14 protein-coding genes are annotated in these 17,166 nt (G+C 73.0%); 2 read left to right on the forward strand and 12 right to left on the reverse strand.

What is annotated here, in order from left to right:
* Positions 1-615: a poly-gamma-glutamate hydrolase family protein gene (locus tag BEK98_RS24410; protein WP_167444248.1), complete on the forward strand. Its 615-nt coding sequence runs from the start codon at positions 1-3 to the stop codon at positions 613-615.
* Between the two features lie 20 nt (positions 616-635).
* Here BEK98_RS24410 and BEK98_RS24415 read toward each other — a convergent pair whose 3' ends face one another.
* The 5 genes from BEK98_RS24415 to BEK98_RS24435 form a co-directional block, all read right to left on the reverse strand.
* Positions 636-1,232, reverse strand: a complete 597-nt coding sequence (locus BEK98_RS24415; protein ID WP_094218781.1) for a cation efflux transmembrane domain-containing protein — start codon at positions 1,230-1,232, stop codon at positions 636-638.
* Complete coding sequence (locus BEK98_RS24420; protein ID WP_094218782.1) at positions 1,229-2,440, reverse strand: FAD-dependent monooxygenase; 1,212 nt, start codon at positions 2,438-2,440, stop codon at positions 1,229-1,231. The genes BEK98_RS24415 and BEK98_RS24420 overlap by 4 nt, the downstream gene beginning before the upstream one ends.
* A gap of 130 nt (positions 2,441-2,570) precedes the next feature.
* Complete coding sequence (catA, locus tag BEK98_RS24425) at positions 2,571-3,428, reverse strand: catechol 1,2-dioxygenase (RefSeq protein WP_094218783.1); 858 nt, start codon at positions 3,426-3,428, stop codon at positions 2,571-2,573.
* Positions 3,429-3,460: 32 nt separating this feature from the next.
* Complete coding sequence (locus BEK98_RS24430; RefSeq protein WP_094218784.1) at positions 3,461-4,906, reverse strand: asparagine synthase C-terminal domain-containing protein; 1,446 nt, start codon at positions 4,904-4,906, stop codon at positions 3,461-3,463.
* Complete coding sequence (locus tag BEK98_RS24435; protein ID WP_244201956.1) at positions 4,903-5,682, reverse strand: enoyl-CoA hydratase/isomerase family protein; 780 nt, start codon at positions 5,680-5,682, stop codon at positions 4,903-4,905. Before BEK98_RS24435 ends, BEK98_RS24430 begins: the two co-directional genes overlap by 4 nt.
* Before the next feature lie 120 nt (positions 5,683-5,802).
* Between BEK98_RS24435 and argJ the strand changes: the two genes are divergently transcribed.
* Positions 5,803-6,957, forward strand: a complete 1,155-nt coding sequence (gene argJ / locus BEK98_RS24440; RefSeq protein ID WP_094218785.1) for a bifunctional glutamate N-acetyltransferase/amino-acid acetyltransferase ArgJ — start codon at positions 5,803-5,805, stop codon at positions 6,955-6,957.
* 50 nt (positions 6,958-7,007) lie between these two features.
* Here argJ and BEK98_RS24445 read toward each other — a convergent pair whose 3' ends face one another.
* From BEK98_RS24445 to BEK98_RS24475, 7 genes are read right to left on the reverse strand one after another with little or no spacing between them, the layout of a single operon-like run.
* Positions 7,008-7,367: a rhodanese-like domain-containing protein gene (locus BEK98_RS24445; RefSeq protein ID WP_208643210.1), complete on the reverse strand. Its 360-nt coding sequence runs from the start codon at positions 7,365-7,367 to the stop codon at positions 7,008-7,010.
* A complete protein-coding gene (locus tag BEK98_RS24450) occupies positions 7,364-7,876 on the reverse strand; it encodes a peroxiredoxin-like family protein (protein WP_094218787.1) in 513 nt (170 codons plus the stop codon). The genes BEK98_RS24445 and BEK98_RS24450 overlap by 4 nt, the downstream gene beginning before the upstream one ends.
* 47 nt (positions 7,877-7,923) lie before the next feature.
* Entirely contained in the window at positions 7,924-8,763 is an 840-nt protein-coding gene (locus BEK98_RS24455) for a TauD/TfdA dioxygenase family protein (RefSeq protein WP_094218788.1), read from the reverse strand.
* 38 nt (positions 8,764-8,801) lie between these two features.
* A complete protein-coding gene (locus BEK98_RS24460; RefSeq protein ID WP_094218789.1) occupies positions 8,802-9,047 on the reverse strand; it encodes an acyl carrier protein in 246 nt (81 codons plus the stop codon).
* Complete coding sequence (locus BEK98_RS24465) at positions 9,044-12,940, reverse strand: non-ribosomal peptide synthetase (RefSeq protein WP_094218790.1); 3,897 nt, start codon at positions 12,938-12,940, stop codon at positions 9,044-9,046. Before BEK98_RS24465 ends, BEK98_RS24460 begins: the two co-directional genes overlap by 4 nt.
* Positions 12,940-14,139: an alanine racemase gene (locus BEK98_RS24470; RefSeq protein WP_094218791.1), complete on the reverse strand. Its 1,200-nt coding sequence runs from the start codon at positions 14,137-14,139 to the stop codon at positions 12,940-12,942. Before BEK98_RS24470 ends, BEK98_RS24465 begins: the two co-directional genes overlap by 1 nt.
* Positions 14,129-17,161, reverse strand: a complete 3,033-nt coding sequence (locus BEK98_RS24475; protein ID WP_094218792.1) for an AMP-binding protein — start codon at positions 17,159-17,161, stop codon at positions 14,129-14,131. The genes BEK98_RS24470 and BEK98_RS24475 overlap by 11 nt, the downstream gene beginning before the upstream one ends.
* Positions 17,162-17,166: the final 5 nt, after the last annotated feature.

Genomic DNA, 17,166 nt, shown 5'->3' on the forward strand with positions numbered 1-17,166 from the left:
GTGACCGAGCGTGTGCTGATCGAGGGCGTGGAGTTCGCCGCCGCCCTGACGGTCCGGTCGTCCGGTGTCGGGCTGCTGGCCCTGCACGGCAGCAAGGAGGGCGGCACGGCGGAACTGGCCCACGAGGTGGCGGCCCGCACGGGCGCCAGCTGCCTCGTCTTCACCCAGCCCGCCGGCGACCCGGTGCACATCCCCTCGCACCGCATGTCCGTGCCCACCTGCGGGGCCCTGCGGCGGTTCCTGGCCCATGTGTCCCTGACGGTCTCCCTGCACGGCCACCTGAGGCCCGAGGCCCCCCGCTCGATCTTCCTGGGCGGCCGCAACCGCGCGGCGGCCGGCACCCTGGCCCACAGCCTCACCCTCCTCGCCCCGGACTTCGAGACCGTCGCCGACCTGGACCGCATCCCGACCGGCCTGCGCGGCCTCGGCCCCCGCAACCCGGTGAACCTGACCCCGGCCGGCGGGGTCCAGATCGAACTCCCCCTGAGCGCCCGGACCCAGGGCCCTCAGAAGACCTTCGGAGCCCCGGACACCCCACCCCCGACGGTGACGACCGCACTCACGGCCGGGGTCCGGCAGCTGATGGAGTCGTCGCTCGGGTTCCGCGACTGCTGACCGGGACCGCCCTGCGGCGATCAGTCGCCGGAGAAGATCTCCCGCACTTCCCGGATCGCGTAGTGGACGAGCACGTATCCGGCGGCCGGGTCGGCCCACCACCAGCCGAACGCGGTGTTCAGGACCAGGCCGAGCAGGACCGCCGCGGCGAGCAGGCCGTCGATCAGCGTCACCCGGCCCTCGGTGGACAGCACCGGGTTGCCGAGGGCCGCCCCGGTGCGGGCCTTGCCGAACGCCAGGGCGAACATCACGGCAGCGGTGACCGCTGTCCAGCCGATGCCCAGCGGCGAGGTCCGCGGGTGGAAGCCGGTGGCCAGCACCCACGTGGACTGCACCAGCAGGTACACCGCCAGTGCGGCGAAGCCGACGCCGATCAGCCGCAGCGCACGGCGCCGGCGGGCCTCGCCGGTGCCGGACAGCTCCCAGACCACCACGGTCGAGGCACCGATCTCGATCAGGGAGTCCAATCCGAATCCGGCGAGCGCGACCGAGCGGGCCGACACGGCCGCCACCGCGAGAACCACGATGCCGATCACGTTCCAGCCCAGCGTCACGTACTCCAGGGCGAAGCCCCGGCGAAGCAGAACTCCGTGGGTGGTGCTGTCCAGGGTGGTCACGGCTTGAGTTTTCCAGGCCCCGTTCCGGACCCCACATAGTCATGGGCGAATGCCACGGCTTCGGGTCCTTGGGTGATGCGTTCGACGACGGTGCGTTTCAGGCCGAGTGCGAAGCGGCGTTCAGCGGCGGTGCTGATACCGGCAGGCAGCATCACCAGCTGCAGAAGACGGTGGGAGAACTCCTGGACCTGCCAGATCTCGGGCATGCGCCGGTCGCTGTAGGTGTCCAGCTCGTGGTCGTCACCGTGCCGGTAGTGCGCGATCAGGGCCCGGGTCAGGTCCGCGACGTCGGCGATCGCCAGGTTGGCTCCCTTGCCGCCGAACGGTGTCAGGATGTGGGCCGCGTCCCCGGCCAGCAGCAGCCGGCCGTGGCGCAGCGACCCGGCGATGTGGCTGCGCATCAGCAGGGTGCGTACTTCGGTGATGGCGCCGATGTCCGGCGCCCCGGTGCCACTGTCGGCCAGGCGGCGGACCAGCCGTTCCCTGATGCGGGAAGCCGGCCAGTCCCCGGGAGTGTCCCCGTGCGGGATCTGCAGGTGGAAGCGGCTGATCTGCGGGGTGCGCGGCATCATTCCGGCGAACCCGTCCTCCGTGATCGCGTAGAGAACCCCTTCTGCCGGGACGTCCACCTCGGCGAGCATGGTCAGGGTCTCGTACGGATACCGTACGGCGGCGTCCTGGGGGGAGTCCGGACCGCTGGGCAGGAGCGTGCGCGCGATGCCCCGGTAGCCGTCGCACCCGATGACGAAATCGCAGTCGATCTCCACGTCGTCGCAGACGATGCGGGGCGTCGGTCCGGTCAGGCCGTTCACCTCCCGGACGGGGTGCGAGAACAGCGGCGCGCGTCCGGCGGCCGCCAGCTCGTCGCACAGGTCCCGCACCAGAAGGTGCTGCGGATACACCCAGTGCCGCAGGCCGCCGGTGAGTGCCTCGTAGTCCAGGCGCATACGGCTGCCGGTCATCCGGAAGTCCGACCAGCCGGCCCGGCGGCCCTCCGCCACGAGGCGGCCGGCGAGTCCCCGGCTTCGGAGGTATTCCACCGTGCGATGTTCCAACAGGCCCGCGCGGGCGCGTTGTTCGATGTGCTGACGGGTCTGCCGCTCCAGCACCACGTGGTCGATGCCCGCCTGGCCCAGTACGGCGGCGGTGACCAGGCCCGCCGGTCCCGCACCGATGATGCCGACCTGAGTGCGAACGCGTCGCCTCACTTCGTAGTCCCCGCTTCTCGTGGCCGACCCACGGCGGTCCGGTCCGGCCGGGCGCACGCCCTGGTGCGCCGGACCGGACCGGTCGCCCTCCGGTCGGCGGTGTGATCCCGTGCTCGGCTGTCGTCGGTCGTCAGGCCGGGTCGAGGACCAGGCCGTAGGTCACTTCACGGCTGCTGCCGTCCCCGACGGGTGTGGGGTCCAGGATCAGTTCCGGCTTGACCGCCGACGCGATGTCGTCCTCGATGTGCGGGCCGCCCTTGAAGTACAGCTGGGTGGTCAGGACCTGGTGCCCCTCGGCGGACACCCGCACGTGCAGGTGGGCAGGGCGCCACGCGTGCCAGCCCGCCGCGGCGATGAGCCTGCCGCAGGAGCCGTCGGTGGGAATCTCGTACGGAGACGGCTCGACGGTGCGCACCTTGAAGGCGCCGTCGTCGCCGGTCACCACCGTGCCGCGGAGGTTCCATTCGGGCAGGCCGGGCGCGAACTGGGAGTACACGCCGTCGTCGTCGGCCTGCCACATCTCGATGGTCGCGCCGGGCAGGGGCGTTCCGTCGGTCGAGGTGACCCGGCCCTGGAAGACCAGCGGGACGCCCCCTTCGCTCTCCCGCATGGGAAGCGCGCTGTCGGCCGGCAGGCGAGGGGCGTCCGGCACGAAGTACGGGCCCTCCGGGCTGCCCTTGGTGCCGTCCCGGTTCTCGTTGGCCACCTGCTCGATGGTCTGCTCGATCCAGACGTCGAGGAACAGCGGCCACTCGCCGTCCTCGCCCACCTGGATGAGCCACGCCTTCAGCGCGTCGAACTCGGCGTACGTCACCTTGTGGCGGCGGATGATGTCGCGTGCGGCGCCGATCAGTTCGCCGGCGAGGGCGCTGACCCTCGCGGTGTCGGCGACCGGCGCCTGGTCGCGTTGGCGGGCGCGGAACTGCTCGGTGGCGGCCGCACCGGAGGAGGCCGCGGTGGCGGTCGGTGCTGTCAGTTGCTCGGTCATCGGTTCCCTCGGTTCTACGGGTGCTGTCGTGGTCAGTGCGGGCGGCGGACGCGGCGTACCGCGCCCTCCAGGAGGGCCCAGGGGTCGGCGGGCTCCAGTTCGCCCTGCGCGGCCCGGTCGAGGAGTTCGGCGAAGCAGGCCCGGTAGAGGCGTTCACGGTCGACGGGGCCCGTCTCCTTCTCCAGGCGACGGATCACGCCCTGCTGGAGTCCGCCGCCGTGGTGCACGGCGATCTTCTTGCGCCAGGCGATCGGCTCGGGCAGCCGTGTGCCCATCGCCGTGCGCAGGTGGTACTTCTCGCGGCCCTCGCGCACCTTGCACTCCGGCGCGGTCTCCAGGGCCACCCGCATCACCGGCCAGGCCCAGAAGGGGTGGTGGGTGGTGGTGCCGTAGGCGAGCGGCATGCGGTTGGACAGTTCGTTGCTGCGCCGGGTGCGGTCGACGGCCGTGAGGCACTGGTCGATCAGGTCGTCGCGGTGGTCGAAGGGGCGGTAGAGGCCGGCGTTGATCAGATCGCTGCCGTAGCCGGTGAGCAGCACCTTCTCGGGGGCGACGGCGCCCAGCCGCTGCACGGACGTGGCGGTCAGGGCGACTTCGACGACCTCGGGGTCGGTGACGCCCAGCCAGCGGACGGCCTCCGGTATGGAGGCGATGATCTCGTCCTCGGTCAGATGGACGGGTTCGAGCGCGATGCCCAGCTCGGCGCAGAGTTCGGCCGCGTCGGCGAGTTCGTCGCCCCAGGGGGTGGCCACGCTGTACGGGGTGACGGGCAGGCCGGCCCGGGCGGCGAGGTAGGTCACCGTGCCGGAGTCGATCCCGCCCGACAGGAGGGTGGCGTAGCCGGTGCCCTCGGGGGTGGCCGCGGCGATCCGGCGGATCTCCTCGGTCAGCGCCTCGATCTGGGCCTCGCCGGCGGCGAGCGGGTCGTCGCGGAGCGGGGCGCGGAACGAGGCGAGCGGGTCGTGCTCGTCGCGGGCCTCCATCAGCCAGGCGCCGTCGGTGCGCCGGGTGCGGGTGTGGATGCCGTGGCGCAGCCGGTTCACGCCGAGCAGGAGGGTGCCGCGTTCATGGCCGGGGGTGCCCTCGGTGGACGCGACGGGCAGGTCGAGGGCGGGCAGCACGAGGGGCGCGAGCAGCAGGTCCGTGAAGTAGGCGAACAGGCCGCGCAGGCGGTTGACGGCGTAGTAGACCGGGTCCTCGTTGAACGCGGAGATGTGCAGGGTGACGGTGTCCGCCTCGACGCGCAGGACGGTGGCGGCGGTGTGGCCGGGGTCCTCCGCGGACGTGGTCAGGGTGCGCACGTCGAGGGTGAACGGGGGGTTGTCGGGGAGTACGGCGCCGGCGGGCCCCCGGTAGTACACGTTCAGGTCGCCGAGGTCGGCGCTCTGGGACAGGCGGGCCAGTTCCGGGACGGGCGCGTTGGTGACCACGCACCACTTGCTGACCGGAGGCAGGTCGACGAGGGAGGTCACGGTCACGCCTTTCCGATGATCCGGCGCATGCGCTGCTGGGCCTCGCCCGCCGAGAAGGCGGTGCGGTGGGATCGCTTGCCCTCGTCGCGGACCCGGCGCAGGCCTTCCACGAAGGGGCCGTTGACCCGGGCACGGGTCGACTGCACGGCGGCGGCGGTGTACGAGGCGATGCGCCGGGCGTGGCCGAGCGCGCTGTCCAGCAGGTCCTCCGGGGCGGTGACCTCCTGGAGGAGGCCGTCCGTGAGGGCGCGGTCGGCGGGCCACTCGGCGCAGGTGTAGAGCATCTCCTGCATGACGCTGCGGCCCACCACCGTCTCCAGCATGTAGCCGCCGAAGTTGCAGGCGATGCCGACCCGGAACTCGGGCATCACCAGCGTCGAGGTACGGCTGCCGACGCGGAGGTCGCAGCAGAGGGCGATCTGCAGTCCGACGCCGATCGCGAAGCCGTCGATGGCGGCGACGACGGGTTTCGAGATGCCGGCGATGGTGCCGTACAGCTCGGTGATGTCGTCGATCCAGGCGTCGACCTCGTCGCCGCCGGAGAACTCCGAGACCTCGTGGAAGTCGCCGCCGGCCCCGAAGGACCGGCCGGCGCCGCCGTACAGGACGACACAGCGGATCCGGTCGTCGCCGTCGAGGTCGGTCAGCACCCTGGTCAGCTCGCGCATGCGCGCCCTGCTGAACGGGTTCTGTTCGTGTGCCTGCGAGAACTCCACCAGGGCGATGCCCTCGGAAAGTACCTCGCACTTCATGGTCGCTGTCTCGATGTCGATCGTCGACACGGACCCTCCCTCAGCAAACAGTTGGAATATTTATGCGGTCGGTTCGGTGCCCTGGTGCACGAGGAGTTGATTGAATGTACGGTGATCGGAATGTTCATTCATCGAGAAGGAATGTGAGACATGGCGATCACGGGCCCGAAGGGCTTTCGCAGCGTGACCAGGAACATGGGGCTCAAGGACATCGAGGACGACTTCGCGGTCGTCGTCTCCGACGTTCCCGCCCGCTCCGCCGCCGTGTTCACGCGTTCGCGTTTCGCGGGACCGAGCGTCGTCATCAGCCGCGAGGTGGCGCACCGGCAGCAGAGCCGCGGCATGGTCGTGCTCTCCCGGAACGCCAACGTGGCCACCGGCAAGGCGGGCGCGGACAACGCCGCCGAAGTGCGCCGCAGGGTCGCCGAGATCGTCGGCATCGACCCCGAGGAGCTGGTCATCGGCTCGACCGGTGTGATCGGCCGCCCCTACCCCATGGAGAGCATCCGGGCCGGACTCGACGCGCTGTCCTGGCCGTTCCCGGAGGCGGACTACGCGACGGCGGCCGCGGCCATCATGACGACCGACACCCGCCCGAAGCACTTCAGCGTGCGGGTCGGCGATGCCGTCCTCGCCGGTATCGCCAAGGGCGTCGGCATGATCGAGCCGAACATGGCGACCCTGCTGACGTTCTTCTTCACCGATGCCGACATCCCGGCCGCCGAACTCGACGCCCTGTTCCGGCGTGTGATGGACCGGACGTTCAACGCCCTGAGCATCGACACCGACACCTCCACCAGCGACACGGCCGCGCTCTTCGCCAACGGCCTGGCCGGCCCCGTCGACCTCGCCGAGTTCGAGGAGGCGCTGTACACCGTCGCGCTGCGCCTCGTACGCGACATCGCCTCGGACGGCGAGGGCGCCAGCAAGCTCATCGAGGTCCAGGTCACCGGGGCCCGCGACGACGCCCAGGCCAAGCGGGTCGGCAAGAGCGTGGTCAACTCCCCCCTGGTGAAGACGGCCGTGCACGGCGCCGACCCCAACTGGGGCCGGGTCGCGATGGCCATCGGCAAGCTCGACGACGAGACCGACATCCAGCCGCACCGCGTCCGCATCTGGTTCGACGATCTCCCCATGCACCCGGAGGAGCCGAGTGACGCGCTGCTGGAGCGGGCGGCCCGGTATCTCACCGGCGACGAGGTGGTCATCCGGGTGGACCTCGGCATCGGCGAGGGCGCGTTCACGGTCTACGGCTGCGACCTCACCGAGGGCTATGTGAAGCTCAACGCCGACTACACCACCTGAGCCGGCCGCGGCGCGGCACGGTCCGCCCGGACCGTGCCGCAGGGCCGCGCTCAGTACACCGGGAGCCGGGGATCGATCTCGTTCACCCATGCCACGACGCCCCCTTCCAGGTGTACGGCGTCGGCGAACCCGGCCTCCCGCGCCACGGCCAGGACCTCGAGCGTGCGTCGGCCGGTCCGGCAGTAGAAGACCGGTGTACGGCCCTGCCGCAACGTCGGCAGGGCGGAACCGTCCAGCCATTCCCGCATCGGAACCAGGCGCGCACCGGGGATGCGCACGATCTCCCACTCGTGGGGCTCCCGGACGTCGACGAGGTCGATCGGGGCCCCTTGGTCGAGCAGTCGCTTCAGGTGCCGTGGTGTGATGGCGGACCCGTCGGCCGGGGCCGCCCGGTGCCGGTCGTCGCTCACAACTCGCCCCGCGCGGGGTAGTCGTTCTCGTTGATCCAGCGGACCGTCTCCACGACCTCGTCCAGATGCGGCCGCAGGAACGGCATCGTGGTCTGCACGGCCGCGTAGAGGGTGCCGTCCGGGCGGACGAGGAACAGGCCCGGCTCACTGAACTCGTTCGGCTGGCCTTCCTTGATGGCCTTGGAGACGTACAGGCCCCACTCCCGCATGGACGCGAGGGACAGGCCGTAGCCGATCGGCACCCGGCTGATGCCCCACTCCTCGACAGCGCGCCGGGCGCGGTCCTCGTCGTCTCCGCTGACCGCGAGGACGCGGTCCACTCCCACGGCGGCGAACTCGTCGATCAGTCCGTCGAGTTCGGTGACGTGGGCTCGGCACATCGGGCAGTGCACACCCCGGTAGAAGACCACCAGGCTGAAGCGGTCGGGCCGCTGGTCGGCGAGGACCCAGCGGCCGCCGCCGACCAGCGGGACGTCGAGGGCGGGGACGGGCTGACGGGGTATGGGCATGTGAGGCTCCAGTGACGGCGAGGACGATCGGGCGGTCGGGACGGGACTCAGGCCGCGTCGGGCAGGGTCAGCTGGCCCCGGAACAGCACCCGGGTGCCGCCCGGGCCGATGGCCGTACGGCCGTGCAGGGTCCGCTGGTTGTCGATGATCAGCAGGTCCCCGACCTGCCAGCGGTGCGTGTACGCGTACCGCTCGGAGCGCAGGAAGGCGTCCAGCTCGGTGAAGAACCGCTCGGACAGCTCGGGGTCCATCCCCTTGACCCTGACCTCCCAGGAGCGCGGGGTGACGTCGGGGGGAAAGGCCGTCGCCAGGTTCAGGGACTTCACCCGGCCGTAGTCCCGGGTCACCGGGATGGCGTACCAGTCCTCGGGGACCGTCGGGAAGTAGCCGCGCTCGGTGACCAGGTACTCGATCTCGTACTCGTCGAGAACCCGGCGCAGGTGCTCGGGCATTTCCGCCCAGGCGGTGAGCTGGTCGCTGATGTAGGTTTCGCCGGAGCCCGGCGCGTCGGAGAACTCGGCGGCGTACAGGATGATCAGGTCGACACGCTCGCCGACCAGCAGCCCGTCCGTGTGGACGGGCAGCGGGCCGCGCCCGGTGACGACCTTCCCCTCGTCGTGCGAGGCGTTGAGCTTGAGCAGGTCGGCGCCGCCCTCGCCGAACTTGTGGTCGACGGTGTCCCCGAGCGAGCGGACCAGCAGCTTGAAGTCCGCCTCGTCCAGGCCGAGTCCGCGGACCAGGGCGCACCCGTTGCCCAGCGCGGCCCGCTTGGTCTCCTGGGCCAGTGCCTCGACGGGCCGGCCGGGACTCCAGGGAATGACCGCGCCCATGCCGGACGGAGTCAGCCGCTGATAGCCGTCGTTCTCGGTGTTCTCGATGTCGGACATGCCGAATCCCCTCCCAAAGTGCTTTTCTGCGTGTGCCGTTAGGCGAGCGCGGTGCCGCGCGCTATCTCCGTCTCCAGCCGGGCCACCGTCACGGGCGCGGAGAACAGGCGTTCCATGTCGAAATCGATCCCGAAGACGTCCTCCAGCGCGGACAGGACCTGGATCAGCGTCACCGAGTTGACGCCGAGGCTGATCAGATCCACGTCGTCCTGCGACGGGGAGAGCGGGTGGCCCCGGGAGACGAATTCCTCGCGGACGGCGACCGGTACATCGGTTCTGGTCATCGGCTTTCGGCCCTTTCGATCCCGTCGAATTCCTCGATGCCTTCGATGCCTTCGATGCCTTCGATGCCTTCGATCCCGTCGACGGCATCGCTGGCGTCGATGGCGTCCCGGACGTGACGGGCGTTGTCCGGCCGGAACACGTCGAAGTGCCCGCCGGTCAGCACGGCCGTACCGGCGGTCCGCGCCACCCGGCCCCAGGCGCCGGCGTCCCGCTCGGCCGGCTGCTCACCGGCCCGGAACTCCACGACGGGCAGGGCGGCCGGTCGCGGACTCCAGGCGGCCAGCGCCGCGATGTTCTGCCGGTACACCTCGAACCGGGTGCGCAACGTCGGATCCGTGGCCACGTCGGCCCGGTCGACGTCCGCCCCGCTGGTCTCCCGGATGTCCCTGAGGAACCCCGCGAGCAGGGCATCGTCCCCGGGGTCGCCGTGGGCACGGGACGCGGCGGAGACCGGGGTGTCGACCACCACGACCCGGGCCACCGGCACCCCGCAGATCCGTGCCGCTTCGAAGGCCAGCGCGCCCCCGAAGGACCACCCGGCGAAGACCAGCGGCCCGTCACCGGACAGCACCTCGGCGGGCAGCTCCCGCAGACAGCCCCGGGCGAGCCCGGTCAGCGAGACCGCCGGGCCGGACCGGGCCACCGGAGCGTCGAACCCGGCCACATGGACGTCGATGTCGCCCGGCAGCTCCCGGATCAGCCCCGCATAGCAGGAGACACCACCGCCCACCGGCGGGAAGAGCACCAGCCGCAGCCGTGGACGCACGGCGGCGCGCGGGCGGTACGTCCAGATGCCGGAGCCGCGTTCGCCCCGCACCCGGCGGCACAGCGAGGCCAGACCCGCGACCGTGGGGTCCGCCATGAAGTCGCCGAACGACACCTCGTGTCCGAGCCGGCCGCGTACCAGGGAGAGCAGCCGGATCGCGTCGTACGAACTGCCTCCGGCCTCGAAGAAGCCTCGTCGGCCCGGGGGTTCGCCCAGCACCTCCCGCCAGCACCCGGCGATCTCCTGGCCCAGCGGGTCGCCTGCGGGGACCGCCGGTTCCGCGTCCGCGCGCTCGTCGTCGGGCAGGGGCAGCGACTGGAGCCGGCGCCGGTCCACCTTGCCGTTGCCGGTCAGGGGGATCTCGTCGAGGGCGACCACGGCGTCCGGGACCATGTAGTGCGGCAGGGCCTTGCCGAGCGCGGCGTACGCGTCCCGCTGCCAGGTCCCCGGCGGGTCCTCGGCGAGGGTGACGTACGCGACGAGACTCTTGCGGCGGCCTTCCCCACGAACGCACGCGGCACTGCCCCGGACGCCCGGCAGGCGGTCCAGGAGGTGTTCCACCTCGCCCAGCTCCACCCGGTGTCCGTTGAGCTTCACCTGGGTGTCGGTGCGGCCCAGGAACTCCACCACGCCGTCGGGGTGCCGGCGGCCTCGGTCGCCGGTGCGGTAGATCCGCCCGAACACGGGGTGGTCGACGAACGCCGCCGCCGTCTTCTCCGGGTCGTTGACGTAGCCGTCGGCCACGCCCGCGCCGCCGATGCAGATCTCCCCGATGTGCCAGTCCGGACACAGCCGCCGTTCCGCGTCGAGCACATGGATGTCCTGGCCCGGCAGGGCCGTGCCGTACGGGATGGAACGGCCCGCGCAGTCGGCGTCCGTGACCGGGTGCCGGATGGACCAGATCGCGCCCTCGGTCGCCCCGCCCAGGCTCATCACCCGCGCGGCCGGCGCAAGGCGCCGCAGGGCGGCGGGAAGCGTCAGCGGGATCCAGTCGCCGCTGAGCATGAAGGTCCGCACCGTCGGGACGGCGGTCCCCTCCTCGGCCAGCAGGGACGCCAGCGCGGGGGCCGAGTTCCAGATCGTCACACCGTGCCGGCCGATGAGGTCGGCCCAGGCGGCGGGGTTGCGCGCGGACCGCTCGGAGAGCATCACGACGGCGCCGCCGCGCAGCAGCGGTCCGAAGATGTCGTACACGGACAGGTCGAAGCCGATCGACGAGACCGACAGCACGCAGTCGCCGGCGCCGAGGCCGAGTTCGTCGTTGACCGCGTCGATCGTGGTGAGGGCCGCGGCGTGCGAGATCACCACGCCCTTCGGTTCACCGGTCGAGCCGGAGGTGAAGATGATGTACGCCGTGGGCGTCGCGTCCGGGGCCGGGCGGTGCGCGGGCGGCCCGGAGGGCACGGCGTCCGGCTCCGGCAGGTGCAGGGGCCGTACCCCGCGCCGCGCCCAGCCCTGGTCCGCCTCCGGCCGGCCGTCGGTGAACGCGAAGCGGACCTCGCCGCGCCGCGCGATGCTGTCGAGACGGCCGGCCGGGATGCCGTGGTCCAGCGGGATGTAGACGCAGCCGGCGAGCAGACTTCCGAGAACGGCGATCACCTGGCCGCGCCCGCGCGGCAGATGCACGGCGACCTTGTCCCCGGGGCGGGCGCCCGCCGCGCGCAGGGCGTCCGCCACCGCCGCCGCGTGTGCGGCCAGCTCCGCGTAGCCGAGGGTGCCCTGCTCGTCGTGCACGGCCGGGGCGTCGGGTGTTTCGGCGGCGCGGCGCATCACCCGGTCGTGCAGGGTCTCCCCCGCGACGGAGGCGAGGGGCCGGGCCGGGGCCGGGGTGCGGTACGGCAGGCGCGCCCAGTGGTCGCGGGACGCGGCGAGTTCCCCGACGAGGTCGGCGTACTGGCCGACGAAGTCCTCGACGAAGCCGGTGTCGAAGGCGTCCGTCCGCCAGTCGAAGCCCAGCCGGACGCTGCCGTCGGCGTCCATGACCACCTGGTGGTCGAACAGCACCTGGGGCACCCTCAGCTGCACCTCGTCCCAGCGCCGCCGGAACCCGAGGTCCGCCTCGCGGCGCCCGTCGGCCGTCAGCGCGGTGAAGGCGAACGGGTACGGCAGCCGGCGCGGGTCGCCGCCGGGGTCGGCCAGCCGGGCGATCTCGGCGCCGCTGAGGGAGCCGTGCAGGGCCTGGGCCAGGTAGCGGCGCTGCACGGTCCCCGCGATCCCGGCGAAGCCCTGCCCGGCGGTCGCCGGGATCTCCAGCGGCATGGTGGTGCCGTGGTTGCCGAGGCCGTCCAGGGCCGGTGGCTGTCCGGCGCGCCGGGAGTACAGCACGGTCAGGGTGTGCGGGACACCGCCGCCGAGGCGGCCCAGGAGCACGCCGTAGACGGAGAGGTAGACCATCGCGGGCGTCAGACCGTGCTCGCGGGCCGTCCCGGCGAGGGCGCGCGCGGTGGCCGCGTCGACGGTCAGCATGCGGTGCGTGACGTCCGGGCCGGCGCGCCGCCAGTCGGGTCGCAGCGGCAGTTCCGCCGGGTCGGGCAGGGCGGCGGCCCGCTCGCTCCAGAACCGCCGGTCCCGCGCGGACCGGTCCCGGCCGCCCGCCGCACGAGAGACGCCGGCCGGGGCCGTGCCCGTGGCCGCCCGGTCCGACACCAGTGCGGCGAGGAAGACGTCCAGCGACGCCGCGTCCATCAGCCACAGGGCGTAGACGAGGTGCAGGCGCGCCCGCTGCTCCGAGCACACGGCGACGACGCGCAGGCGCGGCCCGCCGGCGAAGGCGAAGGTGTCCGCGGTGCAGGTCTCGCGCACGGCGGTGTCGACGGCGTCGAAGTCGGCGTCGGCGACCCGGCGGATCTCGACGTCGGTCTCGTCCGCGGCCGCCTCGGGCAGGACCGGCATCGACAGGTCGTCAGCCAGGGCGACGCGCAGGACGGGGTTGGCGCGCACCAGCCGGCGCAGCCGGTCCCCGAGCCCGGGGACGCACGCCGGGTCCAGGTCGCAGCCCACGTAGTACCGGGCGGGCCCGGAGAGTTCCATGCCCGCCTGCTCGCCGACCAGGTAGGCGCGCTGGATCGGGCTCAGCGCGTCGGGCGGCAGGACGGCCGCCAGTGCTTCGGTTGCGGTCTCGGTCATCAGTGGACGATCTCCCCGGCCTTGTCGCGGCTGAGGAAGCCGCTGGGACTGAACGTCGGCCCGTAGGCGCCCACGCCGAGGAACATCAGCGTGTCGCCGGCCGCCACCTGAGGCAGCGGCACGTCCTCGGCGAGCACGTCCAGCTGCGAACACAGCGGCCCGGTCACGTAGGCGCGCTCCGGAGCACCCGGGCGCCCCGGACCCACCGCCCGGACCAGGGGCTCGCCCCGGCCGCCGCCGGCCACCAGCCGGCCGGCGACGAACAGGTGGTTCAGGCCGGCGTCGACGACCACATAGCGCCGGTCGCCGACGGTCTTCACGTCCAGCACGGTGGTGAGCAGCACCCCGGCCGGGCCGGCGATGGCGCGGCCGTACTCGCAGACGACGGTCCGGTCGCCGTCGTCTCCCCACGCCTGCGGCTCGTCGCTCGCCGCCTCCAGCCCCGCCCAGTCCACGTCCGGGTCGGCGGCGCACCACGGCAGGGCGATGCCACCGCCGACGGAGACGAGCCCGAGCTTCAGCCCGAACCGCTCCTCGACGTCCCGGGCCCGCTCCAGGGCCGCCCGGCGGGCCGCGCCGATGACCCCCGCGTCGGCGTACTGCGAGCCGAAGAACAGGTGCAGGCCGTCGACCGACAGGGCGGAGTCCCGCAGGACGTCCACGACCTCGGCGAGATCCTCCGCGGCCACCCCGAACTGGTTGGGGGACGGCGCGCTGCCCGGGGTGCGGCCCGGATACGGCGTGTTCAGGCGTACGACGGCCCGCCCGGCGACGCCGAGTCCGTCCGCCACCTCGGCGAACAGGCGGGCCTGGCCCGGGGACTCGACGGTCACCGCGACCCCGGCGGCCAGCGCGGCGGCCGCCTCGGACCGCGTCTTCGCCGGGCCGGTGAACAGCACCTTCGCGGCCGGCATACCGGCGTTCAGCGCGGTCTCCAGTTCGGCCGTGGAGCACACGTCGAAGCCGTCCACGAGGGACGCCAGGGCGGTGACGACACCGGGGTGCGGGTTGGCCTTCAGCGAGTAGTACAGCTCCGCGCCGGATACCGAGGCGGCCCGGACCCGGTCGACGGCGGCGCGCAGGGCGGCACGGCCGTAGACGAACGCCGGGGTTCCGCCGGCGCGCTGCACCAGGAGCCGGGCCTCGCGCTCGGTGGGCATCCAGAACCCGGCCGGGACGGAAGGTTCGTCAGTGCGCACAGCGGGTCCCTCCCGCCTGACACAGCGCTTCGATGACGCAGGCGTGGAGCCGGTCGATGACGTCGGTTCCGTGCATCGCGATCCCCCGTCGGTAGTAGTAGGTCAGCGCCATCTCCGCCGCCGACATCTGCAGTTCGCCCTGGAGCTGGTAGCGCAGCGAGCGGCCCAGCGGGCGCGGCTCCCAGGAGCCGAGGTCGCGGGCCCGCAGGCCGCGCTCCTTGGGGTGCTGGTTGAACAGCACCGTGGAGAACGGGAAGCGGTCGGTGCCGTCGAGTCCGTGCTCCGCGGCCCGCTGGTCGAACTCCCACGCGCTGTGCGCCGTACCGGCCGCCAACTGGCCGGCGTACTCCCTGGCCTTGTCCTCGACCGGGGCCGGTCCGCCGCCGCGCAGCACGAGCTGGCTCATGAACATGCCGGCCGCCGTGTCCGGCATGCCGTCGCGGGCCTGGACGGGGACGACGACGTTCAGCGCGCCGAGGCCGAAGGTCCGGGAGACGGCCTGGTCGAAGGCGGCGAGGACGACCGCGAAGACCGAGACCCCGGTCGCCGCCGCGAGCCGGTGGGCGGCCCGTACCGCCCGTACGCCGAAGGGCCGGGAGAGCAGGAGTCCGTCGCGCGCGCCGGCCGCCTCGGGCAGTTCGGTCTGCCCGGCGCCCTTCAGGGCCTCCCGCCAGTACTCCGCGTCCGGCGTCGGCTCCGTGGGGCGGCGCGTCGCCGCGCAGTAGGTGCGGAAGCCGTCCGGCGGTGGGGCGTCGCCGAGAGGTGCGCCGAGCAGGAGCGCGCGCAGCTCGCGGGCGATCAGGTCCATGCTCAGCCCGTCCAGGAACAGATGGTGGGCGACCACGACGACGGACGTCGTGCCCTCGCCCGGCACCAGGACGGCCCGCAGCGGGGGAGCCGTCGTCGGGTCGATCAGCCGCGTCACCGCCTGGAAGCGGGCCTCCTGCACCGTGCGGGATCCGGCCTCGTGGACGGTGAGCGGGCAGCGCACCCCGGCGGGCTCGGTGTGGACCTGCCCGGTCCACTCCGGGGTGAGGGAGAGCCGCAGCACGTCGTGCCGGGCCACCAGCGCGTCCAGCGCGGCACGCGCCTCGGCCGGGGTCACCGTCCCCTCGACGCGGACCTCGCGGGAGAGGTTGCACCAGTTGGCGTTGCCGTCCGCCATACAGGTGGCCAGGTAGGCGAGTTGCCGGGTGGAGAGGGGGTGGGTGCCCGGCTCGCCGGAAACGGTGTCCGCGGCGTCCTCGGGCACGGCCGACGCGGGTGTCTCCGTGCGGCCCAGCCGCTCGATCGCCGCGGCGAGGGAGGCCACATCGCGGTGGCCGAAGCAGTCCTGGGCCGAGAGGGCCAGCCCGAAGTGCCGGTTGACCCGGGCGACGAACGCGATCATGTCGAGCGAGCCGAGGCCCGCCTCGACGAACGCGGTCGATGCGGTCGACTCCCCCTGCGCATCCAGTAGTTCGAGCAGGACGTCCGTCGTGGTCGCCTCCTGGCTCGGCGCACCCGGCCCGGACGCCTCCTCTGCGGAGACGGAGGCCGCGAGCGCCATCCGGTCGACCTTCCCGCTGCGCAGCAACGGAAGTTCCCGGCGCACATGGACGTCCGGCGCGGGCAGCTCCAGCCGCCCCGCCACCGCGCGCACCCGCTCCCGCAGCGTGCCCTCGTCCTCGGGCGCGAGATCCCGTACGGCGACGAAGGCGTGCGGGCCCTGCCGGTCGACGACGACACACTGGGCCACGTCCGCCAGCTCCTCGGCCTCGGCGACGAAGCGGTGGTACGAGACGCGCCGGCCGGACACCTTCAGGTCGTTGCCCGCGCGCCCGGCGATCACCAGGTCACCGTCGGAGCGGAAGCCGATGTCGCCGGTGCGCAGGACAGGGGGCATCGGCTCGACGTGGAAGGTGCGCGGGGTCGTGCCGGGGCCGTCCGTGAGGATGCCCAGGGCCGGCGCGGCGGAGGCGATGAGCACCTCGCCCCGGCCGTCCGCGTCCGGCTCGGCGAGCGTCACCGTCACCCCGGGGCGGGGCCGTCCGACGGGCAGCCCCCAGGTCCCGGCCGCGTCCTCGGGGCGCGCCGCGCGCCGGAAGAGCTGGGCGAGGGTGCCCTCGGTCATGCCGTACAGGTTCACGATCTCGGCGCCGGGGGCGAGGCCGCGCCACTGCTGCGCCACGCGCGCGGGCAGCACCTCCCCGGCGAAGAAGGCCAGCCGCAGCGCGCCGAGCCGCGTGGAGTCGGCGCGCAGGACGTCCGCGACGCGCCGGGCGAGGGACGGGACGAGGAAGGCGAGCGTCGGCCTGCTCTCGACGAGGTGTCCGCCGAGCGCGGCCAGGTCCAGCTGGACGTCCACGGGGGGCAGGTTCAGTCTGCCGCCGGCGACGAGCACGCCGAGCAGCTCGCGCAGCGAGGGGTCGAAGTTGACGCGGGTGAGGGCGGCGCAGGTGTCGTCCTCGCCCAGCTCGAACTCCTCGACGAACCAGGACAGGAACGCGTTCAGGCCCGTCCTGCTGCCGACGATCGCCTTCGGGGCGCCCGTCGAACCGGACGTCGGAATGAGGTAGCCGGCGTCGTCGCCGGGGTACCGCCAGGCGCTGTCGGGGCGCTGTGGGCCCGTGGTGTCGAGGACGACCCGGCCGGTGGCCGCGTCGACGACCAGCTCGCCGACGTCCGCGCCGGTGGCGCCACGGAAGTGCGCCACCGGGGAGACGTCGCTGCTCAGCAGGACCGACGGCCGGGAGATGCGCTCGGTCCACGCGTACTGGGCGGACGTCATCCCGGCGTCGACGGGCACGGGGACGGCACCGCTGCGCAGCGCGGCCAGCAGCCCGACGACGTAAGCGGGGGTCAGCGGGCCGAGGAGCAGCACGTTGGTCCGTGCCGCGCCCGCCTCGGTCAGGCGGCGGGCCACGTCGTCGACGGCCGCGCCGAGCCCGGCGTACGACAGCTCGTGCCCGCACCACTCGACGGCCGTGCGGTCGGCCCGGCCGAGGTCGAGCAGCCGGCTCAGGGCATCCGGTGTCTGCATGGCGG

The sequence above is a fragment of the Streptomyces diastatochromogenes genome (assembly GCF_002242805.1).
GTDB lineage: Bacteria > Actinomycetota > Actinomycetes > Streptomycetales > Streptomycetaceae > Streptomyces > Streptomyces diastatochromogenes.